The sequence below is a fragment of the Actinoplanes sp. NPDC000266 genome, assembly GCF_042899005.1.
GTDB lineage: Bacteria > Actinomycetota > Actinomycetes > Mycobacteriales > Micromonosporaceae > Actinoplanes.
Window position 1 is genome coordinate 492704 of sequence record NZ_JBIAZI010000006.1, and the last position, 25448, is coordinate 518151.

Consider the following 25448-nt stretch of genomic DNA (forward strand, 5'->3'; position numbering starts at 1 on the left):
CTAATGAGCTTGGCTAACGACATTGGTTTCGCGTGTAACCGTTGTTACAGGATCCAGCTCTCCAGCGGGCCCCTCAAGAAGTACAGGACGAACAGGGCCGCGACGCCGTAGAGGATCGGGTGGATCTCGCGGGCCCGGCCGGTCGCGATCTTGAGGACCGCGTACGTGATGACGCCCGCCCCGATGCCGTTGGAGATCGAGTACGTGAACGGCATGAACGTGATCGTGAGGAAGGCCGGGATGGCGATCGTGTAGTCGGTCCAGTCGATCTGCCGGATCGACAGGATCATCAGGAAGCCGACCACCACCAGCGCGGTCGACGCCGCCTCGAACGGCACCACCGAGACCAGCGGCGACAGGAACATCGCGAGCAGGAAGAGCACGCCGGTGACCAGGTTGGCCGCACCGGTGCGGGCGCCCTCGCCCACGCCGGCCGCGCTCTCGATGTAGGAGGTGTTGCTGGAGACGCTGGCCGCGCCACCGGCGGCCGCCGCGACCGAGTCGACGAGCAGGATCTCCCGCGTACGGGGCGGGTTGCCGTCCTCGTCGAGCAGGTCACCCTCCTGGCCGACCGCGACCATCGTGCCCATCGTGTCGAAGAAGTCGGTGATCAGCAGGCTGAAGATGAACATGATCACGACCAGCCAGCCGGCCCGCGACCACGAGTCGAGCACGTTGAAGTGACCGAGCAGCGAGAGGTCGGGCGAGCTGACGATCTTCTCGGGCAGCTTGGGCACGTTCAGCGACCAGGTCTTCGGGTGGGCGATCGCCTCCACGACGATCGCCAGCACGGTGCTGCCGAGGATGCCGATGAGGATGGCGCCGCGCACCTTGCGCACGAAGAGGATCAGCGTGAAGAGCAGGCCGATCACGAAGACGAAGGTGGGCCAGCCGGCCGGCTTGCCGCCGATGCCGAGCTCGACCGGCACCGTCGAGTTGGCCGCGTCCGGCACCCGGCGCACGAAGCCCGCGTCGACCAGGCCGACGATCATCAGGAACAGGCCGATGCCCACGCCGATCGCCGTCTTGAGCTGCGTCGGCACCGCCCGGAAGACCAGCGTCCGCAGCCCGGTGAGCACCAGGATCGCGATCAGGACACCCTCGATGACGACCAGGCCCATCGCGTCGGCCCAGGTCATTTCCGGAGCGATCTCGTACGCCACCAGCGCGTTCACGCCGAGCCCGGCGGCCAGCGCCAGCGGGAACCGGGCAACCACACCCATCAGGATGGTCATCACGCCGGCGACCAGCGCCGTGCCCGCGGCCAGGGCCGCGATCGGCAGCGTCTTGTTGTCGCCGTCCACGCCGCCGCCGAGGATCAGCGGGTTCAGCACGACGATGTAGGCCATCGTGAAGAAGGTGGCCAGGCCACCGCGGATCTCGCGCCCCAGCGTCGAACCCCGGGCCGAGATTTCGAAGAAGCGGTCGAAAGCGGTGATCATGCGTGGCCTTTCCGATCATCGACGATGTTCGGAGGTCATGCTCTCAGCAACAATGACCAGCGCAAAAACGAAACGGTGTCGGCCCGGTCACAAGACCCCACCGGTGATCTCCGCGCACTTATCCTGGCGAAGTGACTGAACGCAAGCCCCCGGTCGAGCCGCTGGACCCACCCATGGTCCCCTTCGCGCTCGCCGGCCTGGCCGGTTTCGCCATCGCCGCCCTGATCGTGTGGCTGGCCGACGGACCGGACAGGTGGCTGGAGATCTGCGTCGCGGGCTTCCTGGTCGGCATCCCGGGCCTGATCACGATGATCGTGCACGACCGGCACCGCAAGCGGCGCCGGTCGATCACCCACGCGGAGTTCAGGGTTACTTCCTAGCTGTGGCCGAGCTCCTCGGCCGGCTCCGCTTCCTCGACCGAGCCGTGACCGCGGCTCACCGCGACCGACTCGACCTCGCTGTCGTCGTAGACCGTCGGCAGCTCCTCGACCGGCTGCTCGGCCGTGCCCAGCAGGGCCTCGGAGTGGGCGCCGCAGCCGTGGTCGGCGCTCACCGCGCGGCTGTCGTCGGGCGCGTACAGGTTTCCGCAGACACCGAACATCGTGCGCAGCGACCCGGCCAGCGGCAGGTAGAAGCCACAGGTGCCGCAGCGGGCGTTGCGCGGCGCGGCCACCGAGATCGGCGCTTCCGGGCCGGACTCACCGTCGTACCACCTCTGTGCCGTCTCGATCCGCCCCTCGCGGGACATCACCCGTGACCGGCCGAGGCCGAGCTCCCAGCTGACCTCCTCGACGGCGGGGTCGTCGCTGAGCACATAGCCCTGCGCGAGACGCTCGTCGTCGGGCGCGGTCGGCATGAGGTCGCCGACGCCGAGGTCGCCCGGCTGCACCCGCTCGTTCCACGGCACCCAGCCCGGCGCGAGCAGCGCGTCGGGCCCGGGCAGCAGCACGGTCTCGCAGACCGTCACATGACGGCTGCGCGGCACGCGGGTCACCGTGACGGCCCAGCGCCAGCCGCGGTAGCCCGCCAGGTGGCTCTCGAAGAAGTGGGTCACAACGCGGTCGCCCTCGGCGATCGCTTCCAGGTGTTCCCCGACGTCCTCGGGATCCACCTCGGTGATTGCGCCGCGCGCCACACCGACCGCATCGGCACAAACTTGGTCGAGTCGGGCGGCGCGTGTGGTGGTCCGAGTCGTCACGTATCCATTGTCCCCTACCGGTGCGGTTGATCCGCAACGACTCCCCCGGATTACGCGCTCGCGGAACGGGACAGCACTGGCCCCGATCAGTCAGGATGGAACCCATGCCTGTGCTTCCCTCTCTCGGGCGCACCGTCGGTTCCGGCATCAAGGCCGCCCGCCTGATGGTGCGCGGCTCCGTGCGCGGCGGGGCGTGGGCGACCAGGAGGGTCGGCACGGCGCGGGCCAAGGGCGCGGCCAACGAGGTCGGCATGATCCGCCTCTTCGACCTGCACGCGATCTCCTGCGCCGGCGACACCCTGATCGCGATCGGCCTGGCCGGCACGATCTTCTTCAACGTCCCGCTCGGCGAGGCACGCAGCAAGGTCGCCCTCTACCTGCTGATCACGATGGTCCCGTTCGCCCTGCTGGCGCCGGTGGTCGGCCCGCTGCTCGACCATTTCCGGCACGGGCGCCGCTACGCGCTGGCGGTCACCATGCTGGGCCGCGCCTTCCTGGCCTACGTGATCTCCGACCACCTTTTCGGCTGGGGCCTCTATCCGGCGGCTTTCGGGGTGCTCGCGCTTTCCCGGGCGTACGGCGTGGCGCGCTCGGCCGCGGTCCCCAGGCTCCTGCCCGAGGGCGTCGGACTGTCACAGGTCGGCGCCCGGGCCAGCGTCTACGGCACGTTCGCGGGAGCGGTGGTGGCCCCACTGGGCCTGCTCGCCTTCAAGATCGGCCCACAGTGGCCCCTGCGCGTGGCGGCGATCCTCTTCGTGGTCGGCATGGTGATCTCCCTGCGCCTGCCCCCGCGCGCCGACTCCGACCCACCCGAGGCGGTGCCCCGCCCCTGGCGGGCGATGCTGCGCCTGGGCCGGGGCGAGGACCGGCCGCTCGCCGGCCAGCTGGTGATCTCCACCCTGATCGGCAGCGCCAGCCTGCGCCTGCTGTACGGCTTCACCCTGCTCTTCCTGGCCTTCGTGATCATGGCGAACGACCTCGACACGACGGTCCTGGGCAACGACATCGGCAACAAGGGCGCGGTCGGCGTGATCGGCGGCGCCCTGGCCATCGGCACCTTCCTGTCCACGGCCGTCGGCACCCGCCTGCGCATCCGCCGCCCGCTGGCCCTCCAGTCGGCCGGCCTGATGATCACCGCCGGCGCCGGCGTCCTGGCCACCCTGTTCTACAGCCTGGCCACGGTCACCCTGCTGGCCCTGACGGTCGCCATCTTCAGCGGCATAGCCAAGCTGGCCGTCGACGCCACCATCCAGGAGCGTGTCCCCGAGCGCCTGAGGGCAAGCGCCTTCTCCCACTCCGAAACCGTCCTGATGATCGCCTGGGTCCTGGGCGGCGGCATAGGCCTGATCCCCCTCCCCGGCCGCGTAGGAGTGGCCCTGGCCGCCCTCCTGGCCGTGGCCGCGGCCGCCCGAGCCGGCTTCGTGGCGGCCCGCCTCCACAACGAACGCCTGAGCGGCCGAGCCGGCGACCCCGACCCCACCCCCGAGCCCGTAGCCGCGACCACCGGCCCCAGCTCAGCCACCACCGCTGGACCCGCGGCCCCCGCCGGTTCGAGGCGCTCGCCCGAGCCCACCGACCCCTGGCCGGACGCGCCCACCATCCCCGAGCACACCCGGCCGAACTCCCCCGCCGCCCCACGTGGCCGCCGAGTCGACCCAGTCACGCGCGACGACCCGCCCACCAGGATCGATCCCAACGCGGGAAAGAAGCGCTGGTTCGGCCGCAAGGACAAACCGGCGACACCCGCCGCGCCGCCCTCGCCCTCGTCCTCGCCCTCGTCCTCGCCGTCGCCCAGCCCCGAGCCGCCCGCGCCGCAGCCCGCGGCCGCGCCGCCGGGCTTCCACGTCTACCGGCCGTCCTCGGCCGACCACCCCACCAACGGCGCGGCTCCGCCCGACGACGACTTCGACAACCGCTGACGTCCGCACGGCGCAAGGTTTTCCACAATCGCCGTCTGTCCACAGGCCGCCCACACGATCTTGGGCAGGTCGGCCAGAATGGTGTCGGGATGGTCCCCCTGGGGAGGGCGGGCTCTGCGGTTGGGTGCGTTACCCCGACAATCACCGCATGACATCTCCGCTGCTCGTGGTCACCGCGGTCGCCGCCGAAGCCGAAGCCGTCCGGGCCGGCGCCGACCCGGCCCACGTCGTGGTCGAGCCGGTCGGTGTCGGCCCGGCCGCGGCCGCCGCCGCCACGGCCCGCCTGCTGGCCACCGGCCACTACCGCGCCGTCATCTCGGCCGGGATCGCCGGCGGCTTCCCCGGCCGGGCCCCCGTCGGCTCCACCGTCCTGGGCGTCCGGAGCATCTGCGCCGACCTGGGCGCCGAATCCCCCACCGGCTTCCTGCCCATCGAGGATCTCGGCTTCGGCACCAGCCACCACCCCGCCGACCCTGAGCTGTTCAAGTCGCTGGCCGCCGCCCTCCCCCACGCCATCACCGGCGACATCCTCACCCTCAGCACCGTCACCGGCACCTCCGCCACCGCCGACCGCCTCACCGCCGCCTTTCCCGACGCCGTGGCCGAGGCCATGGAGGGCTTCGGCGTAGCCATGGCCGCGGGGCAGACGCCTTTCGCCGAGCTGCGGACCATCTCCAACCCGATCGGCCCTCGTGACCGCGCCGCCTGGCGGCTCAAGGACGCCTTCGCCGCGTTGTCCACAGCTTCCGCCGCCTTGTGGACAACCTGTGGATAACGCTGTGGGCAACGATCTGTGACGCTTGCCGCTCGGGCCGCGAAGCACGAGCGTGAGGGATATGTGGCGCTGAGTGTGGGATTGGGAACAGGCGTCGTACACCGTTGTCCCCCGGTCCCGCGTTTAGCGTTGACGCCGTGGCGCTTTCACTCGCGGTTTCGCCGTGTCCCAACGACACTTTCGTCTTTCACGCCCTCGTGCACGGGCTCATCCCCGGCGCACCGGAGGTCGATCTGACCTTCGCCGACGTCGACGTGACCAACACGGCGGCCGAGCGAGGCGAGTTCGATCTGGTCAAGGTGAGCTACGCGGCCCTGCCGTGGCTGCTCGACGACTACGAGCTCCTGCTCACCGGCGGCGCTCTCGGCCGGGGCTGCGGTCCGCTGGTCCTGACCAAGGACGGCAACGAGGACCTGACCGGCAAGACCGTCGCCGTCCCCGGCGACCGGACCACCGCCTACCTGCTCTTCCGCCTGTGGGCGGCCGACAAGCAGCCGGCGCGGATCGAGGTCGTCCCGTTCCACCAGATCATGCCGGGGGTGGCCGACGGGACGTACGACGCCGGGCTGGTCATCCACGAGGCCCGCTTCACCTATCAGCGTTACGGCCTGACCTCGATCGTCGACCTGGGCGAGTGGTGGGAGCAGGACACCGGCCTGCCCATCCCGCTGGGCGCGATCCTGGCCCGCAAGGGCGCCGTCGACCCGGCCGAGGCCACCGAATGGATCCGCAACTCGGTGAGCATGGCCTGGGCCAACCCGGACGCGAGCCGCGACTTCATCCTGGAGAACGCGCAGGAGATGGAGCCGGACGTCGTCCAGCAGCACATCAACCTCTACGTGAACGAGTTCACGCTGGAGCTGGGCAAAGACGGACTCGCCGCCGCCGACGCCCTGTTGCAGCGCGCGGCGGCGGCGGGTTTGACGCCGGCCGTAAAGCCTTTTATCTAAATCTCGAACTCTTTAGCCACCGCGTGGACCAGCTGCGCGATCTTCTGCGCGGTGCGCTTGTCCGGGTACCGCCCGCGGCTCAGCCCGGGCTGTACCTGTGACTCCAGCACCTTGATCATGTCTTCGACCATGCTGTGCAGCTCCTCCGCCGGGCGGCGGCGGAGCTCGGACAGCGACGGCGGGGCGTCGATCAGTTTGACGCCCATCGCCTGCGGGCCGCGTCGGCTGTCCACCAGGCCGAAGTCGACCCGCTGTCCCGTTTTCAACTCGGCCACATCGGCCGGCAGCGCGCCCTTGGGCAGGAACACGTCGCCGCCCTCATCGCTGGTGACGAAGCCGAATCCCTTCGCCGCGTCGTACCACTTCACTCGACCCGTGGGCACCGCTGACCTCAACTTCACTCAATGGAAACAACCGCTCGACGCAAGGCTACTTAAGCGGTGGGCCCGGACCCAACTGCAATCTCGCGCAGCAGGCTCGGGAACCCATTGAGGTCGGACAGAACGTACGCGGCGCCGGCCGCGGTCAACTCGCCGGGGGTGCACGGTCCGGTGGCCACGCCGATGCCGGGCACCCCGGCCGTCCGCGCCGCCACCATGTCGCCGATGTGATCGCCGACATACCAGCGCACGCCGTGCTCGGTCACCGCGGCCGCCTTGCCCTCGGCGAACAGGTCGCCGGCGAGCTCGTCGGCCGCCATGCCGAGGTGGTCGAGGTGCAGCTGCGCCAGCCGGCCCAGCTTCGAGGTCACCACGACGACCCGGAAACCGCTGTCCCGCACGGCGGCCAGCGCCTCGACCGCACCCGGCATGGGCACGGTCGGCGTGATCGCGTACTCGGCGTACAGCTCCCGGTAGGTGGTGACCGTCTCCTCGATCCGCTCCTCCGGGAACCAATGACGGAGCTCGGTCCGCAACGGCGGGCCGAGACGTGTGACCACCAGATCGGCGTCCACGTGGACGCCGGTCTTCCTGGTCAGCGCCTGGTAGGCGGCGCGGATCCCCGGCCGGGAGTCGATCAGGGTCATGTCCAGATCGAAACCGACCGCCGGCCTCACGCGGGGGTCGACGGGATGTACTTGAGGCGGTTCACCGGCAGCGGGAAGGTCTGGTCGTCACCGAACGGCGACGGCGCGGCGGCCCGGTCGGACAGGATCTCGGAGACGTCCATGTGGCCCTGCGGAGCGGCCGACTTGGTCTGGCGCGGACCGGCGCCACCCTCGACGGCGGTACCCGGCAACTTGTTCTGAGCGGCCACTGGTCTTCCCCTTAAAGCGTCACAACGAGAGGTAGTGAGCCAGCCCGCTGGGCTGGTCCCTTCAATATCGTCCCACGACGGCTAGCGTTGAACACGATGGCCACCACATTCGCCGATCAACTCCGGTCGCTCACCGACGAGGCGCTGAGCGCGCTCATTCAGCTGCGCCCCGACCTCGTCGTGCCCGTTCCCGCCGACGTCTCCGCCCTGGCCGTCCGCGCCCAGTCCCGGGGCTCGGTCGCCCGCTGCCTGGACGGCCTGGACGAGTTCACCCTGCAGATCCTCGACGCCGCCCGGCTGACCCGCTCGGCCGAGACGGCCCTCACCTCGGCCGGCGCCATCATCGAGCTGGCCACCGGGGTGGCCGCCGACGACGTCCGCGTCGCGATCGACCGTCTCCGGGTCCGCTTCCTGCTGCACGGCCCCGAGGACGCGCTCGAGGTCACCGGCGCCGTGGACGAGGTCACCTCGCCCTATCCGGCCGGTCTGGGCCGCCCGGCCGACTTCCTCGACCCGAGGACGGCCGCGCTCTGCGCGGACAAGGCCAAATTGCGGCGTACGATCCTGGCCGCTCCGCCCGCGTCGCGGGCCGTGCTCGACCGGCTGGCCGAGGGACCCCCGATCGGCGCGCTGGGCCGCGCCACCAATGCGGAGCCGGTCCGCTGGCTGGTCGAGCAGCACATCCTGGTGCCGATCAGCGAGGCCGGGCGGTCCCCGCGCCCCGACGGCGAGCTGGTGGAGCTGCCGCGCGAGGTCGGCCTGCTGCTGCGCCGCGAGACCGGGCCGCTGGGGCCGATGCGGCCGTTCCCGCCGCTGCCCGAGGGCACGGCCCGCGATCCCAAGTCGGTCGACTCGGCCGGCGCGGGCCAGGTGATGGAGGCGGTCCGCAGCACTGAGGCGCTCATGGAGGCGCTCGCGGCCGAGCCCGCTCCCGTTCTGCGGGCGGGCGGTCTTGGCGTACGCGATCTGAAGCGTCTCGCGCGCGGGGCCGGTCTGGACGAGCCGGGGGCGGCGCTGCTGCTCGAGATCGCGTACGCGGCGGGGCTGCTCGGCGAGAGCGACGTGGCCGGTTCGGGCCGCTCGGTCACGGTGAGCCGCGCCGCCGGGCCGATCGACGAGATCTTTCTGCCGACCGGGGCGTACGACCTGTGGCGCGCCCTCAGCATCGCCCAGCGCTGGACCGCCCTGGCCCGGGCCTGGCTGATGATGACCCGGCAGCCGGGCCTGGTCGGGCAGCGCGACGAGCGGGACCGGCCGATCAACGCGCTGGCGCCGGACGCCGAGCGGGCCGGCGCCCCGCAGGCCCGCCGTGAGGCCCTGCTCGTGCTGACCGACCTCAAGGCGGGCACGGTGCCGGCCGTTGACGAGGTGCTCGGCCTGCTGGCCTGGCAGAGTCCGCGCCGGGCCCGGGGCCGCGAGGCGACCCACCGCGACGCCCTGAGCGGCGCCGCCTTGCTGGGGGTGACCGCGCTGGGCGCCATCACCTCGTACGGCCGCCTGTTGCTCGAAGATCCGGACATCGACGACAGTGATCCGCTCGGCGTGCGGCCGGCCAGCTCGGCCGAGACGCCGGGCGACGGGGTCCGCGCCCTGGACGAGCTGCTGCCCGCCCCGGTCGACCACGTGCTGGTGCAGGCCGACCTGTCGGTGGTCGTGCCGGGCCCGCCCGAGCCCGAGCTGGCGGCCGAGCTCGACGTCGTCGCCGAGCCGGAGTCGGCCGGCGGCGCCAGCGTCTTCCGGGTGACCACGGCCAGCGTGCGGCGCGCCCTCGACGTCGGCTACACCGCCGCCGACCTGCACACGCTGTTCCGGCGGCGGTCGCGGACGCCGGTGCCGCAGACGCTGACCTACATGATCGACGACGCCGCCCGGAAGCACGGCGGCCTGCGCGCCGGGTCGGCCGGGTCATATCTGCGCAGCGACGACGAGGCGCTGATCGCCGAGGTGCTGACCGACAAGCGGCTGGCCCCGCTGGGCCTGCGCCAGATCGCGCCGACCGTGCTGGTCAGCCCGTTGCAGGTGGCGCGGCTGCTCGGTGGGCTGCGCGACGCCGGGTTCGCCCCGGTCGCCGAGGACGCGGGCGGCGCGGCCGTGCTGTCGCGGCCGAAGGTCCGGCGGGCGCCGACCCGCACGTCGGTGGCGGCGCGGGCGGCCGAGCACGCCGGGCCGCCCTCCCTGGTCGGCCCGCGGCTGGCCGGGGTGGTGGAGCAGATCCGCCGGGGCGACATCGCGACCCGGGCCGCTCGGCGGGCGCCGGCCGGCGTGCGCGCGGCGAACGGCCAGGGCGCGCCCGGACTGACCCCCGTACAACAGCACGGGCAGGCCATGGCGGTGCTGCAACAGGCCGTACGGGAGAAGGCAAGGGTCTGGGTCGGTTATGTCGACTCCCACGGGGCGACTCTGTCGCGCCTGGTCAAGCCCGTGTCGCTGAGTGCCGGATATCTGCGGGCCGAGGACGAGCGGACCGAGACGCTGCACACCTTCGCGCTGCACCGGATAACGGCGGCGGTGCCCGAGCAGGAGTAGCAACCCGGGGCGCGTGTCAGACTGGAGGGTCGTTGTTTGCTCTTCGGAGGGTGTGCACGTGAGCGGCGGACCGCTGATCGTTCAATCCGACAAGACACTTCTCCTCGAGGTCGACCATCCGGACGCGCAGGCCTGCCGGATGGCGATCGCCCCGTTCGCCGAGCTGGAGCGCTCGCCCGAGCACGTCCATACGTACCGGCTGACCCCACTCGGCCTGTGGAACGCCCGCGCCGCCGGTCACGACGCCGAGAGCGTGGTCGACTCGCTGATCAAGTTCTCGCGCTACCCGGTGCCGAACGCGCTGCTGGTCGACGTGGCCGAGACGATGGACCGCTACGGGCGCCTCCAGCTGGTGAACGACCCCAACAACGGGCTCGTCCTGCGCGGCCTCGACAAAATCGTGCTGATCGAGGTGGCCAAGTCGAAGAAGCTGGCCGGCATGCTCGGCGCCAGGATCGACGACGAGACGATCGTGGTCCACCCGTCCGAGCGCGGCCGCCTCAAGCAGGCGCTGCTCAAGCTCGGCTGGCCGGCGGAAGACCTGGCCGGTTACGTCGACGGTGAGGCACACGAGATCAGCCTGGCCGAGGACGGCTGGACACTGCGCTCCTATCAGCAGGAGGCGGTCGACGGCTTCTGGGCCGGCGGCTCCGGTGTCGTGGTGCTGCCCTGCGGGGCCGGCAAGACGCTGGTCGGCGCGGCCGCGATGGCCACGGCCAAGGCGACCACGCTGATCCTGGTCACCAACACGGTGGCCGGCCGGCAGTGGAAGCGCGAGCTGATCGCCCGCACCTCGCTGACCGAGGAGGAGATCGGCGAATACAGCGGCGAGCGCAAGGAGATCCGCGCCGTCACCATCGCCACGTACCAGGTGCTGACCTCGCGCCGCGGCGGCGCCTTCACCCACCTCGACCTGTTCGGCGCCCGCGACTGGGGCCTGGTCATCTACGACGAGGTCCACCTGCTCCCGGCACCGATCTTCCGCTTCACGGCCGACCTCCAGGCCCGTCGCCGTCTCGGCCTGACGGCCACGCTGGTCCGCGAGGACGGCCGCGAGGGCGACGTCTTCTCGCTGATCGGCCCGAAGCGCTACGACGCGCCCTGGAAGGACATCGAGTCGCAGGGCTGGATCGCGCCCGCCGAGTGCGTCGAGGTCCGGGTCACTTTGACCGAGGCCGAGAGGATGTCGTACGCCGTCACGGAGGCCGAGGAGCGATACCGCGTGGCCGCCACCGCGCGCACCAAACTGCCGGTGGTGCGCGCGCTGGTCGAGAAGCACGCCGACGAGCAGGTGCTGGTCATCGGCGCGTACATCGACCAGCTGCACGAGCTGGGCGAATATCTGGACGCGCCGATCGTGCAGGGCTCGACCACGAACAAGGAACGCGAGCGCCTGTTCGACGCCTTCCGCGCCGGTGAGCTGCGCGCCCTGGTCCTCTCCAAGGTCGGCAACTTCTCGATCGACCTGCCTGAGGCGGCGGTGGCCATCCAGGTGTCGGGCACGTTCGGCTCCCGCCAGGAGGAGGCCCAGCGCCTGGGCCGGGTGCTGCGGCCCAAGGCCGACGGCCGCCAGGCCCACTTCTACTCGGTCGTCTCCCGCGACACGATCGACACCGAGTACGCGGCCCACCGCCAGCGCTTCCTGGCCGAGCAGGGCTACGCCTACACGATCGTCGACGCCGACGACGTCCTCGGCCCGCCGCTCCCCCAGATCGACTGATGGTGTTCTTGGACTGAGCGGTCTTAGCGTGACCTCGTGTGGGATGTCATCGTCGCTGAGCGCCTCGCCCTGGCCGACCTGCTCGACTCGCTCGCGCCCGACGAGTGGAGCCGGCCGTCGTTGTGCCGGAGCTGGACGGTCCACGACGTCGCCGCCCACATGACCATGCAACAGCTCGGCCTCGCCGGCCTGGTCGGCGTGGCGCTTCAGTGGCGGGGCAGCATGGCCCGCACCACCCGCGAGGCGGCCCGGCGCCGGGCCGCCGACCGGGCGCCGGGGCAGATCATCGCCGAGATCAGGGAGACCGCGCCCCGTCACCGCCACACGATCGGCGTCACCCGCATCGAGACGCTGACCGACCTGCTCGTGCACACACAGGACATCGCGGTGCCGCTCGGGCGGCGGCACGACATGCCCCCGGACGCGGCGGCGGTGGCGGCGACCCGGCTGTTGTCGATGCGCTGGCCGCCCCCGTTGCCGTCGGCCCGCGCCGCGGCGGGCTTCCGGCTCACGGCCACCGACACCGACTGGACGTGGGGCTCGGGCCTGGGCGTCCAGGGCCCCATGTCAGCCATCCTGCTCACCTGCTGCGGACGCGGGGCGGCCACGTCGTCGCTCTCCGGCCCCGGCGCCTCCGACCTGATCGCGCGAATCAGCCGGTGACCAGCGGCCCCGATCGGCTCGGCCGGACCCGCACCCCCGGCCGGACCCGCACCCCGGCCGGATCGGCCGGACCAGGGCCCCGGCCGGATCGGCTCGGCCTGATCAGCCGGTGATCGTGGGCGTCGGCGGGTCCACGGGGTCGACGGTGGCCGTGGGGGCCGGCGGGGCCTCCAGCTCGGCCGGCTCCGGCGCGCTGTCGCGGCCCCCCGCGAGCGCGAAGAAGCCGCACAGTACGAAGAGCACGACGATCGCCCCTCCGGCCACCAGCCCGATCAGCACCCAGTTGGTCGACCGGCGCTTGGCCGGAGCCGTCGGCGGCGGATAGAACGCCTGCGGCGGCGCGTAGGAAGCCTGCGGCGCTGAGTAAGAAGCCTGCGGCGGCGAGTACGGCGCATAGGCCGTCTGTGGCGGCCGCGGGCGGGTGCCGGCCTCCTCGTGCGCGGCGGCGGCGATCGCCTCCGGGGTGCCGAGCCGCTCGAGCACCTCGATGACCTCGCCCTCGGAGGCCAGGTTGCGCTCGTCGCGCTCGGTGGCGATGTGCGCGGCCAGGTCGGCGAGCAGCTCGCGGCGCTGGAGCACGGGCAGCCCGGCCAGTCGCTGGTCGACCTCGCGCAGATATTCGGCGACGACGTCGGTGTGGTTGGTCTTCATGCGGCCTCACCGGTTCCCACGAGTCGGTCCACGGTCTGTCGGAAGGAAACCCATTCGCTGCGGAAGTGCTCGAGCGCGGACCGGCCGGCCATGGTCAGCCCGTAGTAGCGCCGGGGCGGCCCGGTCGGCGACTCGACCCACTTGCTCTCCAGCCAACCCGACCGGCGCAAGCGCGAGAGCAGCGGATAGATCGTCCCCTCGCCGGCGGCCAGATTGGGTTCCTCGCCGAGCCGGCGGACGATCTCGTTGCCGTACCTGTCCTCGAACTCCACCATCGCCAGGACACAGAACTCGAGAGTCCCCCGCCGCAGACCGGTCGCCAACTGCGACACATCTCCCATGCGGCACACGGTACCTTGCGACACCAAGTAGGTCTACGCCGGAAGGAGCGGGCCCCTCCGCAGGAGGCCTTCGAGCAGGTCACCGTGCTCCTCGACGCGTTCGAGCACCTCGTCCGCCCGATATTGCCGCGGCTCCTCGTCGCCGGTGGCGATGGCCTCGACCTCGTCCCACAGCAGCGGGGTGGAGGCGGTCGGCTGCTCCTGGGCGCGCAGCGAGTAGGGGGTCACGGTGGTCTTGGCGGCGGCGTTCTGACTCCAGTCGATGAAGATCTTTCCGGGACGGATGGCTTTCGCCATCTTGGCGGTGATCGAGCCGGGGACCATCGCCGCCAGCTCTTCGGCGACTTTTTTGGCGTACGCCGACACGACCTCCGAATCCTGCGTCCCGGAGATCGGGCAGCAGAGCTGCATGCCCTTCTTGCCGGACGTCTTGGGCCACGCCTCGACGCCGTCCTCGGCGAGCCGGTCACGCATCAGCACCGCCACCGCGCAGCACTCCCGCAGACCCGCCGGCGCGCCCGGATCGAGGTCGACCACGAGCAGATCGGGGTTCTCGCCGACCTTCCACTGCGGCGTGTGCAGCTCGAGCGCGGCCAGGTTGGCCAGCCAGACCAGAGTCGCCAGCTCGTCGACCACGACGAAGTCGATGGTCTCGCGGCTCTTGGTCGACCCCGGTACGGGGAGGGTTTCCAGGCGCACCCAGTCAGGCGTACCCCCGGGTTTGTTCTTCTCGAAGAAGTGGACGCCGTCGACGCCGTTCGGAAAGCGGATGCGGGTCACCGCCCGCCCGGTCAGGTGCGGGAGCATCACCGGCGCGATCCGCGAGTAGTAGTCGATGACCTCGCCCTTGGTGAACCCGGCGGCCGGGTACATCACCTTGTCGAGGTTGGAGAGCTCCAGGTCACGGCCGTCGATCGAGACCGGGTGCCGGTCACCGGCCATCCTCGTCCTCCTCCGCGCACTCCTGCGGCGTCTTGTCGTCACGCAACCGCAGGAACCGGGGGAAGCGCAAGCGCCCGTCCGGCGTCCGGTTGCCGTAGCGGATCTCCACCACCAGCTCCGGTCGTACCCAGTGCGCCCCTCGCGAATCCTCGCGCGGCACCGCACCCGGCACGAAGGGCGAGGATTTCGTGGCGAGCGGTTCCAGCCGGGACAGCAGCTCCTTCTCGGCGACCGCCCCGATGCCGCCGCCGACCCGGCCCCGAAAGGCGAGACCGTCCGGCGTCGGCACGCCCACCAGCAGTCCCCCCAGCTTCCGGGCGCCGGCCCGCCAGCCACCGATCACGTAGTCGCCCGTACGGTCAAATTTGATCTTGACCCAGTCCGGAGACCGCGTGCCGGGCAGATAGACCGAGTCGGCGCGCTTGGCGACCACACCCTCCAGGCTGTTCTCCTTCGCCGCGGCCTCAGTCGCCGGTCCGTCACCGAACGACGGCGGTACCATCCAGCGCGGCCCGGCCAGATCGAGCTCTTCGAGCTTCTCCCGGCGGGCCAGATAGGGCAGGCCGGTGTAGTCCAGGCCGTCGTGATAGAGCAGATCGAAGATCATGTACGTCACGGGCGCCGTCACCGCCAGGCGGGCCGCCTTGGAGCTGTCCCGGACGTGCATGCGCTCGGCCAGCGCGGTGAACGACGGCCGGCCCTTCGCGTCGAGCACCACCATCTCGCCGTCGAGCAGCGTGCCCTCGGGCAGGCGCAGGCCGGCGATCTCGGGATACGCGGCCGTGACCACGGCGCCGGACCGCGCGAACAGGACGGGTGGACCCCCGGCGAAGAGCGCGAGAACGCGGACACCGTCCCACTTGAACTCGTAGCTCCACCCCGGCCCGGCCGGCAGCGCACCAGCGGTGGCGAGCATGGGAGACAGCGGCGCACCGGGCACCCGATCACCTTAGGCAGGATCGAACACCTTACGCAGGCGTCTCACTAATGCCATTCTGATCAGGGGGTTCTCATGAGAGCGATCTGGAAGGGCGCCGTCTCGTTCGGACTGGTGTCCATCGCCGTGAAGCTATATTCGGCGACCGAGGAGAAGGACATCCGGTTCCACCAGGTGCACCGCACCGACGGCGGCCGGATCAAATATCAGCGCACCTGCTCGATCGACGGCGAGGTGGTCAGCTACGACGACATCGCCAAGGGCTACGACATCGGCGGCGGCGAGATGGTCATCCTGACCGACGAAGACTTCGCCGACCTGCCGCTGACCACGTCCCGGGCCATCGACGTGCTGGAGTTCGTGCCGGCCGAGCAGATCGACCCGATCCTGTTCGCCAAGACGTACTACCTCGAGCCCGAGGGCCAGGCCGCCAAGCCGTACGTCCTGTTGCGTGACGCCCTCCAGGACGCCGACCGGGTCGCGGTCGTCAAGATCGCGCTGCGCCAGCGCGAACAGCTGGCCACCCTGCGGGTCCACGAGGGCGTGCTGGTGCTGAACACCATGCTCTGGCCCGACGAGGTGCGCACCCCCGACTTCGGCTTCCTCGACGAGGACATCGAGACCCGCCCGGCCGAGCTGGCCATGGCGTCGTCGCTGATCGACTCGATGGCCGGCAGCTTCAAGGCCGAGGAGTTCACCGACAACTACCGGGCCGCCCTCCAGGAGGTCATCGACGCCAAGGTCGAGGGCCGCGAGGTGGTGCAGCCGGAGGAGACCGAGGAGGCCCCGGCCGCCGCGGTCGACCTGATGGCCGCGCTGAAGGCCTCGGTCGAGCGGGCCAAGGCCGCCCGTGGCGAGAAGGACGCCCCTGCTCCCAAGAAAAAGGCGACCCCAGCTGCGAAGAAGGCCCCCGCGGCCAAAAAGGCTCCCGCAGCGAAGAAGGCCACACCCGTGAAGAAGGCGGCCAAGAAGTCCGCATGATTAAAGTTGCCCCGTGGCACTGACGTGGGACGAGTCTTATCTGGGCAAGGTACGCGCGAGCGTCGGCGACACCGACACGATCCTGTTCGTGGGTGCGCGCGGCGTGATCATCGACGATCAGAACAGGCTGCTGCTCATCCAGCGGTCCGACAACCATCGCTGGGCCATTCCGGCCGGCGCGATGGAGCTCGGCGAGAGCATGGAGGAGTGCGCGATCCGCGAGGTGTGGGAGGAGACCGGCCTGCGGGCGACATCCCTGACCCCGTTCGCCTTCTACACGGCGTACACGTACACGAACGACTACGGGCACACCTACCAGCAGATCCTCATGTCGTTCAAGATCGACACCTGGGAGGGCGAACTGCTGCGCGAGACCGAGGAGTCGGTCGACGCCGGCTTCTTCGCGCTCGACGCGCTGCCCGGCCCCAAGTCCTTCGTGATCGACGAGACCCTGGCCGACCTGGCCTCGTTCCAGGCAACCGGCCGCCTCGTTCTTAAGTGAGCACGGTCTGAAATGAGTCGCGCCTAGGCGTCCCGGTCGGGCACGATCCGCGAGTGCTCGACCTCACGCCGCTGCGCACGTCCCGCGACTACCGACTGGTCTTCGCGGGCGGAACCGTCTCCGGTTTCGGCTCTTTCATCACGTACGTCACCATCCCGTTCCAGGTCGCCCACCTCACGAACGACCCCCTGATGGTCGGCCTGCTGGGCGTGTGCGAGCTGGTCCCGCTGCTGGTCATGGCGTTCGTGGGCGGAGCGCTGGCCGACTACGTCGACCGCCGCCTGCTGGTCCGGGGCGGCGAGTTCGCCCTGGCCGCGCTCACCGGCGTACTGCTGATAAACGCTCTGTCCTCGTCGCCCCACCTGTGGCTGCTCTACGTGGTAGCGGCGCTGACGGCCACGGTCGACGGCCTGCAACGCCCGGCCCTCGAGGCGATGGTCCCCCGCCTGGTGCGCCCCGAGGAGATCCCGGCGACCATGGCGCTGCAGTCGCTCGGCATGCAGATGGCGCAACTCGGCGGCCCCGCCCTGGCCGGCCTCCTGATCGCCTCGGTCGATCTTTCTTGGGTGTACGCCTTCGACCTGCTCACCTTCGTGGTGTCGCTCACCTGCCTGACCCTGGTGAGGGCGGTGCCCCCGCCACCGGACGCCGACCGCCCGTCCCTGCGGTCCGTGGTGACGGGCCTGCGGTACGCCCGTTCCCGCCCCGAGCTGCTGGGCACGTATCTGGTCGACATCAACGCCATGTTCTTCGGCATGCCGCAGGCCCTGTACCCGTTCCTGGCCACCCAGCTGGGCGGCCCGCGCGTGCTGGGCCTGCTCTACGCGGCGCCCGCGGTCGGCTCACTGCTGGCCACGCTGGGCAGCCGCTGGACGGCCCGGGTCCACCGCCACGGCCTGATGGTGGTGATCGCCGCCGCCCTCTGGGGCGTAGGCATCATCGGCGTGGGCCTGTCCAACACCCTCTGGCTGACCCTGTTCTGCCTGGCCTTCGCCGGCGCCGCCGACATGATCTCCGGCATCTTCCGCGCCATCATCTGGAGCCAGACCATCCCCGACCATTTGAGGGGCCGCCTGGCCGGCATAGAGATGCTGAGCTACACCACGGGCCCTTTGCTGGGCCAGCTGCGTTCGGGCGCGATGGCCCGCACCCGCCTGGGCGTAACCGGCTCGATCTGGCTGGGCGGCATCCTCTGCGTGGCCGGCACCGCCGTCTTGGCCATTGCCCTCCCTCGCTTCCTCCGCTACGACGGAACAGACGGCATAGCCCTGAAGAAGGCCGCCGACGAAGCCTGGGCCGCCGCGGCGGCCGCCCGCGCCAGCTAGCGAGGAAGCATGACCGACAGCGATGCGCCGGCAATCGCACGCCTGCGTATTCGCATCGCGCTCCGCGAAGCACGCGAGGCGGCCGGCCTGACCCAAGCGCAGGTCGCCGAAGCAATGGAGTGTTCGCTCAGCAAGATTGCCCGTTTCGAGAACGGCGACACCGCCCTCGCCTCCAACGACCTGCGCGGTCTCCTCGGCATACGCGATCGGGATCGAGTCAACGCGCTGCTCACCGACGCGCGGACGGCCCGGAACCGTCCGCCGGCGGCATGGTGGCAGGCGTTCCTGGCACGGACCGGGTCGGTACGTCTCCGCCTCGTCCTCGACGAGTCCGCGCTGTTCCGGCCGGTCGGCGGCACCCGGACGCTCGCCGATCAGCTGCGTCGTCTCGTCGAGCTGGCGGAACAGGGGAACATCGGGATGCGGATGCTCCCATATGACAGCGACATCGCCGTCGCCCGCGGCAGCGGTTTCGACATCCTCCGGTTCGGACCCGACCGGGCATCGCCCGAGGTGGTCTATCGCGACGGGATCGACACGGTCGTCGAGAGTCGGGCCGGCACTTCCCGGCATCGCGCTCTCTTCGAACAGCTCTGGGCGGCGGCCGCTTCTCTCGACACCATCCGGAGGCGCATCGCAGATCTTGGCTAGCCCTGACCGTTGCCCTGGTGCTCGCGGTCGTCGGCCGAGCCCGGCAAGGGCTTGACCGCGCCGGCCAGCGTGATCGACACGATGAGTAGGACGGCCACCGCTACCAAGGCGTTCTTGACCGTGATGTGGTCGCCGAGGAAGCCGATCAGTGGCGGGCCGCCCAGGAACGCGCAGTAACCGATCGAGGCGACCACGCTGACCCGGGCGGCCGCGTGGGACGGGTCGTCGGCGGCGGCGCTCATGCCGACCGGGAAGCCCAGCGACGCGCCCAAACCCCAGAAGAGCGCGCCCACGAAAGCCACCGGCGTGCTCGGGCCGAGGATGTAAAGAGCCAGGCCGGCCAGCGAAATCACCGCCAGGACCCGGACCACCGGCACGCGGCCGAAGCGGTCGAGCAGCGGCGGCCCGAACCAGCGACCGGCCGTCATCGCGGCGAGGAAGACGGCGAAGGCCAGGGTTCCGACGGCCGCCGAGGAGCCGTGACTGTCGATCATCGAGACGCTGATCCAGTCGATGCCGGCACCCTCGGTGAAGGCGAACGCCAGGACGAAGACGCCGACCACGATCGTTCGGGGCTCACGCCAGGTAGCCAAGGCTCGGGACAGGCGACTCTGCGTGGTGACCGGGGCGGTCGATCCCACCATCGTCGGATCGGAGGGGGTGACGACCGGCTCGGGGCCGTCGTCGTCGGGGCCGAAGGCGCGGACGGAGAGGACGACCACCACGGCGATGACCACCGCCGTGATCGCCAGATGCAGCGTCACCGAAATGTCCAGAGCCACGGCTGCCGCACCGACCAGCGCGCCGGCGACCGTGCCGACGCTGAAACCCGCGTGGAAGCGCGGCATGATCGCCTTGCCGAGGCGGCGTTCGACGATCGCGCCCTGCACGTTCATGCCGACGTCCCAGGCGCCGTTCGCGAATCCGAAGACGAACAGGGACGCGACCACCGCCCACACGCGGTGGAGATATCCGAAGGACACGCCGAGCATCGCGACGCCCAGGACCGCGCCCATCGCGCCGACCGTGCGCCGCGAGCCGAAGTGCGACACGATCTGGCCCGCGAGCAGCAGCGACACGATCGAGCCGGCGGCCAGCGCGAGCAGCACCAGGCCGAGGCGCGACGGGCTGAGGCCGAGCTCGTCACGCACCTGCGGAATGCGGGACGCCCAGCTCGCGGCCGCGACGCCGGCGAAGATGAAGGCCAGATAGACGGCGCGGGTCGCCGCCCGCACCTCCGAGGTGGCGGCGGTGGCGGTGGTCATTCGGCGACTCCGAGGAAACGGCGGACGATGGCGCGGGTCTCCGCACGGTCGAAGGGGGCCGTGGAAAGGGTGCGGTGCATGACGAGGCCCTCGATGAGCGCGTCGACGCCGCGAGCCGTCACCGGATCGATGAAACGTTCGAGCACCGCCCGCGACCGGCGCATCCACGCCTCGGTCACGTTGCGCAGCGCCGGATCGCGCAGTGCCGCCAGATAGAGCTCGTACGAGACGACCCAGTCCCGCCCGGTGCCACCGGCGTCGCCGTTGATCAGGTCGGCCACCGCGTCGGCGAAGCCCTCCAGGTCGCGCACGTCGGCGAAATGCGCCTCGTAGCGCGGCGACATCTGGTCGGAGAGCCGGCGGAAGGCCTGCGCGAGCAGGTCGTCGATGCTGTCGAAGTGATAGGTGATCGATCCCAGCGGCACGTCGGCCGCGGCCGCGATGCGGCGACTGGTGGTGCCGGCGACGCCGTGGTCGGCGATCACCTCGATCGTCGCGTCGATGATGCGGCTCTTGCGCTCGGGGTCGTAGCGGCGCGGCGAACGGGCCGCGGGCACCGTGGTCATCGCTTCACCTCAATGGCGCGCATGATAGCCATGCGTACGATCGTACATAGAACCCTGGATAGAATGCGGCCGTGATCGCGAAGCCGGCTTGGGATGTCGTTGTGGTCGGCGGCGGGCCGGCCGGATTGTCGGCGGCACACGCGGCCGCGACGGCCGGCGCGCGCACGATCGTTCTCGAGCGGGCCGAGCACCCCCGCTACAAGACCTGCGGCGGCGGCCTCCTCGGCAGCTCACTCGCCATCGCGGCCCCGCTCATCGACGTGCCGGGCCGGGACACCATCGGGTCGATCACGTTCACCCGCGACGGCCGGCGCTCCTTCACCCGGCATTCGAGCGGCCGGCCGCTGCTCACCATGGTCCGGCGCGACGACTTCGACCTGGCCTGGTCCAAGGCGGCGATCGCGGCCGGCGCGACCGTCCGGCCGCACAGCCAGGTCCGCTCGATCGACCAGGACGATGACACGGCCACCGTCACGCTGGCCGACGGCGAGGAAGTCACCGGCCGGGTGGTGATCGGCGCCGACGGCTCGGCCGGCATCACCTCCCGCTACGTCGGCGTCACCCTCGACCAGCAGGATCTCGGCCTCGAGGTGGAGCTCGCCGCGACCGAGGCCGACCGTTCACGGTGGCGCGGCCGGGTGCTGCTCGACTGGGGGCCGTTCCCCGGCTCATACGGCTGGGTCTTTCCCAAGGACGACGAGCTGACTGTCGGCGTGATCATGGCGAAGGGCAACGGCGCCGAGACCAAGCGCTATCTGGGCGCCTTCGTCGAACGGCTCGGCCTCGCTGGTCGCGAGGTCCTGCGCGACTCCGGCCACCTGACCCGGTGCCGCAAGCCGGACTCCCCGTTGCGCCGCGGCCGGGTCGGGGTCGCCGGCGACGCGGCGGGCCTGCTGGAGCCGTGGACCCGCGAGGGCATCAGCTACGCGCTGCGCTCCGGCGCGTGGGCGGGCGAGGCCGCGGCCGGCGGAGATCTCGGCCCTTACGAGCGGCGGGTCGCGGGCGAGCTCGCGCCGGAGATGGCCGCGGGCCGCCGGTTGCTCGGCGCCTTTTCCCGGCACCCCGCGGTGGCCCACCTCGCGATGGGCACGCCGCTGGGCTGGCGGGCGTTCGAGACGTTCTGCCGTGGTGATCTCTCGATGGCGCGCGTGGTCGAGCGCCGGGGCGTCCGGGCGCTGCTCACTCTTTTCCGCGCGTAGGCCAGGGCGCCCACGACACCGGCGCCGCGAAACCTCCACGGCGCGCGTCGCGGGCGTCCCGGCGGGTGAGCGGACCCTCACGACGGCCGTTGATGCCGACGCCGATCAGTCTCGTCTCGAACCAGGAGCCGCCCACCCCACGGCGCACCCGCTCCCACAGACCACCCTCGACCAGGGCGAACGCCTGCTTGCGGAGCAGGTCGACGAGCTGGGCCGGGTCTTCGGAGCAGACCTCGCACCCACAGGCGGGCAACGCCTCGTCCCACCACCGCCCCAGGCGTACGACGATGCCCGGAAATTCGGTGAAAGCGATGGCGAGGGGCGCGGCAGCGGGCGTACGCGGCATCAACCGCTCCATCCGCACCAGGCCCTCGGCCGGCCCCAGCTGCTCCTTGGTCTCCCTGCGGTCGACCATGTAACGCTGGTCCAGCTCGTCGAGCAGCGCCTCAGCCGCGTCGTGCAGGACAGCGAAGCGGTTGGCGCCGGTTACGTGCGGGTCGGCCCTCACTCGCGCAGTATGCCGCTCTCGGCCAGCGGCAGACCAGCGGTTCGGCCGGATCCCGCCTCATTCGAAGGAGAACTCGTCCTGCTTGACACCCTCCACGAACGCCCTCCACTCCGAGGGGTCGAAGGAGAGGACAGCTCCCCCGGGATTCTTCGAGTCGCGGACCAGAATGTTGCCGTCCGCCTGGGCGACTTCGACGCAAGTGCCGCTGGAGCAACGTCTCGAGCGTTGCCATCGCAATTCGTCGGCGCTGTAGATCATTTGCACACCTCCGTGCCGGTTCCCGAAGTCCACGTTAAGGGACCGTTTCGGGACGCGGCAGGAGTGAATGCCGCAGGCGGCGCGGGAATGCATGTTATGTCGCGTAAGTACGGGGAATTTATCCCTATATATGCGGCTCAGGCCATTTTACGGCGCACGGGCGAGTCGGCTAGCCGACACCGCCCTGCGTAGAAGCCCACGCAGGGCGGCGGGTGATGCGAGCAAATCAGAACGCGAAGTCGCCGGCCTTCACGCCTGCCGCGAACGCGAGCCACTCGTCCTCGGTGAACGAGTGCGGGGGCAGCTGCGGGTTCTTGCTGTCACGGATCAGGTACTGCCCATCCACCTTGGCAACTTCGACACAGTTGCCCGCAGCGCACCGGCTGCTCCGGCGCCACTCCAACTCGCGCATGTCTCTACTCCTGTGGTTTTCAATGACCATCAAATAATATTTCAACTTTTAACGACAGGAGGGTTCGCCTCGAGCTCGTCTATGCGCTTCTGCACGAAGGCGGTTGTGTCACCCTCGCTGTCTGCGAATTTCCAAAGTTGATCAAAACGCTTACGGTGCCGCAGCGTGTCCGGGCGGGTCTCGACGATCTCGTCGCTCACCCCGGTCTCGCGGTACATGACCTCATTGTTCGCCCGGCCGACACCCACGGTGGCCAGTTCGAAACTCCCGTTGTTCGCGATCGCGATCTCGAGGCTGAACGGCAGCATGCGCATCTTGTAGAGCCCGCGCTCGGAGAGCTCGATGAGCTGGCGCAGCTGCTCGATGAAGGCCGCTCGGCCACCGAACGATCTCATCAGTACCGACTGGTCGAGCAGGACCAGATATTCCAGCGAGTCGCCGCGGCGGATCAGCGCTTCGCGGCGGTGGGCCCGAGCCTCGACCAGGGCGTCGACTTTGTCCTGGGAGAAATCGGCCTCGTCCATCCACGTGCCCGTCAGTGCCGTCCCGTACTCGGGCGTCTGCAGCGGACCGGGGATGTAGAAGATGTTGAACGACCGCAGCTGCGAGGTCTCCGCCTCGTACTCCACGAACTTGCGGAGACTCTCCGACATCTGGTCGCGGAACCGCTCCTCGTGCCACCACGCCGAGTCGAGTTTCTGGCGCGTCCGCGCGATCCGGGCGTCGGTCAGCAGGGAGTTGATCTTTGTTTTGTCGCGAATGCCGAGCAGGGCGAGCAGGCCGCGCAGATCATTGATCGAGACGGAGACGTCGCCCTTCTCGATGCGAATCACCTTGCTGTTCGACCACTCCATCTCCTCGGCCACCTGCAACTGGGTCAGGCCGGCCGCCTCGCGAGCTTCGCGTAACGCAACGCGAACGCGCAGGCGTGCAATCGTCGGCGAATCGCCCTCGGCCATGAGTCCTTCATCGTTGAAGCGGTGGCGTGGATGGGTCGGTGCAGGATGCTACCTCGCTGATTGCCTACTGGCCATCAGCGAGGCAGCTTATTCTTACGTCCTACCAGAACGACGCGAACGTCGTGCGGTTTTGATCGAAACGTCCCCGTCACTCCGGCGAGGTCGTCACGCGGCGGCGAGCCGAAGATCCCCCGCCGGTGGTCGAGCGTCCTCCATCGCTCTTCGCAGCGCCCGCTTGACCTGGTTGAACTGCCTTTCCTCCCCACACGAGTAGAGAACCACCTCGACACCGCGGTAGCTGGCGTGCAGCTCCCACGCGCGACCGCCCCGGCGGCGGAACATGGACGGCAGGGTGCAAGCCACGGGAACCGTCACGGCAACCAGGCCGATGGCATACGCGTGCGGTGGCTCGAGCACCGTCCAGCCGGCACCGATCACCCCGACGGTGAGAGCGGCGGCCACGGAGACACGTACAGATGAGGCCGGCTCGGCTACTGCTCGCAGCTGGCCGACATTGCGGAGATCGCGGACCACGTAGCTCCTGACGGGTGTAGTCCTCCAGACGAAGTAATCGTCGGTAACCACGGCGTCCGGCCCACGGTAGTAGGTACGTTTGCTCATGGCGCACTCCTCTCGGCTGAGGCTTGCGAGGAGAGGAAATTGGGGCCACGATGGCTGAAGCGACTGATTGACCCTCGCCCCGCTGATCCTTTCCACGCTGATCGGACGCAGCAAAGGCGCAGAGGCAGGAACGGCACCCGGTTGCCGCCGGGTGCCGTTTGTTTTGTCTACCCTGCCGAGCTTTCCCCTTCTGCCGTCTCCGCCCTTGTTGCTCTACTAGCAGTAGAGCACGCCACACGGCTGTCCGCTACACATCAATCTGCCATGTTGCAGATTGCGTACAAGCCGACTGCCATGGAGAGGCCCGTCACCCTGACCGCCCTACGGCGTTTCATAGACGAACAGGCCGGGTAGGCCACCAAGGGATGTCACTGTCGATCCTGCAAAAGCGCAGGTGGAAGGGCGATGAACCCGCATGGAGAGCCGACTCAAGATCGCGGGCCAGGCAGTGCAGCCCATCCTGGTGATGTTTCCTCTCGGCCTGTTCGCGATGGCCCTCATCTTCGATACAGCGAATCAACTGGGTGGCCCTAGCATTCTGGGAACGCTGGCCTACTGGAACATCGTGGCCGGTCTGGTCGCCGGTGTCCTCGCTGCGACCGCGGGCGCCATTGATCTCGCTTTCGTCCGCCGCGCCGACACCAAGAGGCTCGGCGTGCTGCGCGCCTTGATGAACATGGGTGTCCTGTTCCTGTTCGCCGTCATTCTCATGGTCCGGATCGGCAATCCCGATCGCGCCGCCGGAACCGGCCTTTATCTTCTCGAGATCATCGCCGTCGCCATCTGCGGATTCGGCGCCTGGTTCGGCGGTCAGCTCGCCAATGGGCGTACCCCGGCGTTTGCCCGGGCCGCTCTGGGGAATCGCGGTTATTGATCTCTT

General features: G+C 70.0%; 29 protein-coding genes. 13 read left to right on the forward strand and 16 right to left on the reverse strand.

What is annotated here, in order from left to right; genetic code table 11:
- Positions 1 to 44 precede the first annotated feature (44 nt).
- Entirely contained in the window at positions 45 to 1442 is a 1398-nt protein-coding gene (locus tag ACFY36_RS26535) for an NCS2 family permease (RefSeq protein ID WP_499748629.1), read from the reverse strand.
- 131 nt (positions 1443 to 1573) lie between these two features.
- On the opposite strand from ACFY36_RS26535, the gene ACFY36_RS26540 reads away from it, so the two are divergent.
- Positions 1574 to 1822 carry a DUF2530 domain-containing protein gene (locus ACFY36_RS26540; protein WP_498693909.1) on the forward strand — a complete coding sequence of 83 codons (249 nt, stop codon included), beginning with the start codon at positions 1574 to 1576 and terminating at the stop codon, positions 1820 to 1822.
- Here ACFY36_RS26540 and ACFY36_RS26545 read toward each other — a convergent pair.
- Positions 1819 to 2691 (reverse strand): DUF3027 domain-containing protein, encoded by an 873-nt coding sequence (locus ACFY36_RS26545; protein ID WP_498661483.1) that lies wholly within the window; start codon positions 2689 to 2691, stop codon positions 1819 to 1821. The genes ACFY36_RS26540 and ACFY36_RS26545 overlap by 4 nt on opposite strands.
- A gap of 53 nt (positions 2692 to 2744) precedes the next feature.
- Between ACFY36_RS26545 and ACFY36_RS26550 the strand changes: the two genes are divergently transcribed.
- The 3 genes from ACFY36_RS26550 to ACFY36_RS26560 all read left to right on the forward strand — a co-directional run bounded on the left by ACFY36_RS26550 (position 2745) and on the right by ACFY36_RS26560 (position 6284).
- Positions 2745 to 4559, forward strand: a complete 1815-nt coding sequence (locus tag ACFY36_RS26550) for an MFS transporter (RefSeq protein WP_499748630.1) — start codon at positions 2745 to 2747, stop codon at positions 4557 to 4559.
- Between the two features lie 148 nt (positions 4560 to 4707).
- Entirely contained in the window at positions 4708 to 5334 is a 627-nt protein-coding gene (locus ACFY36_RS26555; RefSeq protein ID WP_499748631.1) for a futalosine hydrolase, read from the forward strand.
- Positions 5335 to 5471: 137 nt separating this feature from the next.
- Positions 5472 to 6284, forward strand: coding sequence for a 1,4-dihydroxy-6-naphtoate synthase (locus ACFY36_RS26560; protein WP_499748632.1), 813 nt, complete (start codon positions 5472 to 5474; stop codon positions 6282 to 6284).
- Here the strand turns inward: ACFY36_RS26560 and ACFY36_RS26565 are convergent.
- From ACFY36_RS26565 to ACFY36_RS26575, 3 genes are read right to left on the reverse strand one after another with little or no spacing between them, the layout of a single operon-like run.
- On the reverse strand, positions 6281 to 6667 hold the full coding sequence (locus tag ACFY36_RS26565; protein ID WP_360246439.1) for a cold-shock protein: 387 nt from the start codon (positions 6665 to 6667) through the stop codon (positions 6281 to 6283). The two genes, ACFY36_RS26560 and ACFY36_RS26565, sit on opposite strands and share 4 nt — an antisense overlap.
- Before the next feature lie 50 nt (positions 6668 to 6717).
- The gene (locus tag ACFY36_RS26570; protein WP_499748633.1) at positions 6718 to 7341 is read right to left on the reverse strand and encodes an HAD family hydrolase; all 624 of its coding nucleotides are present in this window, start codon (positions 7339 to 7341) and stop codon (positions 6718 to 6720) included.
- A complete protein-coding gene (locus tag ACFY36_RS26575) occupies positions 7338 to 7541 on the reverse strand; it encodes a hypothetical protein (protein ID WP_360246443.1) in 204 nt (67 codons plus the stop codon). Before ACFY36_RS26575 ends, ACFY36_RS26570 begins: the two co-directional genes overlap by 4 nt.
- A 96-nt stretch (positions 7542 to 7637) precedes the next feature.
- Between ACFY36_RS26575 and ACFY36_RS26580 the strand changes: the two genes are divergently transcribed.
- From ACFY36_RS26580 to ACFY36_RS26590, 3 genes are read left to right on the forward strand one after another with little or no spacing between them, the layout of a single operon-like run.
- On the forward strand, positions 7638 to 10067 hold the full coding sequence (locus tag ACFY36_RS26580; protein WP_499748634.1) for a helicase-associated domain-containing protein: 2430 nt from the start codon (positions 7638 to 7640) through the stop codon (positions 10065 to 10067).
- Positions 10068 to 10125: 58 nt separating this feature from the next.
- Positions 10126 to 11787 carry a DNA repair helicase XPB gene (locus ACFY36_RS26585; protein WP_499748635.1) on the forward strand — a complete coding sequence of 554 codons (1662 nt, stop codon included), beginning with the start codon at positions 10126 to 10128 and terminating at the stop codon, positions 11785 to 11787.
- A 36-nt stretch (positions 11788 to 11823) separates the two neighbouring features.
- Positions 11824 to 12450, forward strand: a complete 627-nt coding sequence (locus ACFY36_RS26590) for a maleylpyruvate isomerase family mycothiol-dependent enzyme (RefSeq protein ID WP_499748636.1) — start codon at positions 11824 to 11826, stop codon at positions 12448 to 12450.
- A gap of 102 nt (positions 12451 to 12552) precedes the next feature.
- Here ACFY36_RS26590 and ACFY36_RS26595 read toward each other — a convergent pair whose 3' ends face one another.
- The 4 genes from ACFY36_RS26595 to ligD (ACFY36_RS26610) are packed head-to-tail and all read right to left on the reverse strand — an operon-like array spanning position 12553 to position 15324.
- Positions 12553 to 13101, reverse strand: a complete 549-nt coding sequence (locus tag ACFY36_RS26595) for an HAAS signaling domain-containing protein (protein ID WP_499748637.1) — start codon at positions 13099 to 13101, stop codon at positions 12553 to 12555.
- On the reverse strand, positions 13098 to 13442 hold the full coding sequence (locus ACFY36_RS26600) for a PadR family transcriptional regulator (RefSeq protein WP_498656520.1): 345 nt from the start codon (positions 13440 to 13442) through the stop codon (positions 13098 to 13100). The genes ACFY36_RS26595 and ACFY36_RS26600 overlap by 4 nt, the downstream gene beginning before the upstream one ends.
- Positions 13443 to 13475: 33 nt before the next feature.
- Complete coding sequence (gene ligD, locus ACFY36_RS26605) at positions 13476 to 14384, reverse strand: non-homologous end-joining DNA ligase (protein ID WP_499748638.1); 909 nt, start codon at positions 14382 to 14384, stop codon at positions 13476 to 13478.
- Positions 14374 to 15324, reverse strand: coding sequence for a non-homologous end-joining DNA ligase (gene ligD / locus ACFY36_RS26610; protein WP_499748639.1), 951 nt, complete (start codon positions 15322 to 15324; stop codon positions 14374 to 14376). The genes ligD (ACFY36_RS26605) and ligD (ACFY36_RS26610) overlap by 11 nt, the downstream gene beginning before the upstream one ends.
- Positions 15325 to 15396: 72 nt before the next feature.
- Here ligD (ACFY36_RS26610) and ku point away from each other — a divergent pair, with 72 nt between their 5' ends.
- The 4 genes from ku to ACFY36_RS26630 are packed head-to-tail and all read left to right on the forward strand — an operon-like array spanning position 15397 to position 18780.
- On the forward strand, positions 15397 to 16302 hold the full coding sequence (gene ku / locus ACFY36_RS26615; protein WP_499748640.1) for a non-homologous end joining protein Ku: 906 nt from the start codon (positions 15397 to 15399) through the stop codon (positions 16300 to 16302).
- A 13-nt stretch (positions 16303 to 16315) separates the two neighbouring features.
- A complete protein-coding gene (locus ACFY36_RS26620) occupies positions 16316 to 16804 on the forward strand; it encodes an NUDIX hydrolase (protein WP_498693891.1) in 489 nt (162 codons plus the stop codon).
- Positions 16805 to 16857: 53 nt separating this feature from the next.
- Positions 16858 to 18129, forward strand: a complete 1272-nt coding sequence (locus tag ACFY36_RS26625) for an MFS transporter (RefSeq protein ID WP_499748641.1) — start codon at positions 16858 to 16860, stop codon at positions 18127 to 18129.
- Positions 18130 to 18138: 9 nt separating this feature from the next.
- The gene (locus tag ACFY36_RS26630) at positions 18139 to 18780 is read left to right on the forward strand and encodes a helix-turn-helix domain-containing protein (protein WP_499748642.1); all 642 of its coding nucleotides are present in this window, start codon (positions 18139 to 18141) and stop codon (positions 18778 to 18780) included.
- On the opposite strand, the gene ACFY36_RS26635 is transcribed toward ACFY36_RS26630, so the two are convergent.
- Together ACFY36_RS26635 and ACFY36_RS26640 are read right to left on the reverse strand one after the other, a co-directional pair.
- Positions 18777 to 20045 carry an MFS transporter gene (locus tag ACFY36_RS26635; protein WP_499748643.1) on the reverse strand — a complete coding sequence of 423 codons (1269 nt, stop codon included), beginning with the start codon at positions 20043 to 20045 and terminating at the stop codon, positions 18777 to 18779. The genes ACFY36_RS26630 and ACFY36_RS26635 overlap by 4 nt on opposite strands.
- The gene (locus ACFY36_RS26640) at positions 20042 to 20611 is read right to left on the reverse strand and encodes a TetR/AcrR family transcriptional regulator (protein WP_499748644.1); all 570 of its coding nucleotides are present in this window, start codon (positions 20609 to 20611) and stop codon (positions 20042 to 20044) included. The genes ACFY36_RS26635 and ACFY36_RS26640 overlap by 4 nt, the downstream gene beginning before the upstream one ends.
- A gap of 71 nt (positions 20612 to 20682) precedes the next feature.
- Between ACFY36_RS26640 and ACFY36_RS26645 the strand changes: the two genes are divergently transcribed.
- Positions 20683 to 21810: a geranylgeranyl reductase family protein gene (locus ACFY36_RS26645; protein ID WP_499748645.1), complete on the forward strand. Its 1128-nt coding sequence runs from the start codon at positions 20683 to 20685 to the stop codon at positions 21808 to 21810.
- On the opposite strand, the gene ACFY36_RS26650 is transcribed toward ACFY36_RS26645, so the two are convergent.
- From ACFY36_RS26650 to ACFY36_RS26670, 5 genes are all read right to left on the reverse strand, one after another.
- Complete coding sequence (locus ACFY36_RS26650; protein ID WP_499748646.1) at positions 21791 to 22318, reverse strand: DUF6226 family protein; 528 nt, start codon at positions 22316 to 22318, stop codon at positions 21791 to 21793. The two genes, ACFY36_RS26645 and ACFY36_RS26650, sit on opposite strands and share 20 nt — an antisense overlap.
- A 57-nt stretch (positions 22319 to 22375) precedes the next feature.
- Positions 22376 to 22576 carry a DUF397 domain-containing protein gene (locus ACFY36_RS26655; protein ID WP_498693882.1) on the reverse strand — a complete coding sequence of 67 codons (201 nt, stop codon included), beginning with the start codon at positions 22574 to 22576 and terminating at the stop codon, positions 22376 to 22378.
- 226 nt (positions 22577 to 22802) lie between these two features.
- Positions 22803 to 22988, reverse strand: coding sequence for a DUF397 domain-containing protein (locus tag ACFY36_RS26660; RefSeq protein WP_097328501.1), 186 nt, complete (start codon positions 22986 to 22988; stop codon positions 22803 to 22805).
- Between the two features lie 41 nt (positions 22989 to 23029).
- Positions 23030 to 23947 (reverse strand): helix-turn-helix domain-containing protein, encoded by a 918-nt coding sequence (locus ACFY36_RS26665; RefSeq protein WP_499748647.1) that lies wholly within the window; start codon positions 23945 to 23947, stop codon positions 23030 to 23032.
- Between the two features lie 165 nt (positions 23948 to 24112).
- Positions 24113 to 24568, reverse strand: a complete 456-nt coding sequence (locus ACFY36_RS26670) for a DUF6232 family protein (protein ID WP_499748648.1) — start codon at positions 24566 to 24568, stop codon at positions 24113 to 24115.
- Positions 24569 to 24983: 415 nt separating this feature from the next.
- Here ACFY36_RS26670 and ACFY36_RS26675 point away from each other — a divergent pair, with 415 nt between their 5' ends.
- A complete protein-coding gene (locus ACFY36_RS26675; protein ID WP_499748649.1) occupies positions 24984 to 25442 on the forward strand; it encodes a DUF2231 domain-containing protein in 459 nt (152 codons plus the stop codon).
- The last annotated feature ends 6 nt before the right edge of the window (positions 25443 to 25448 follow it).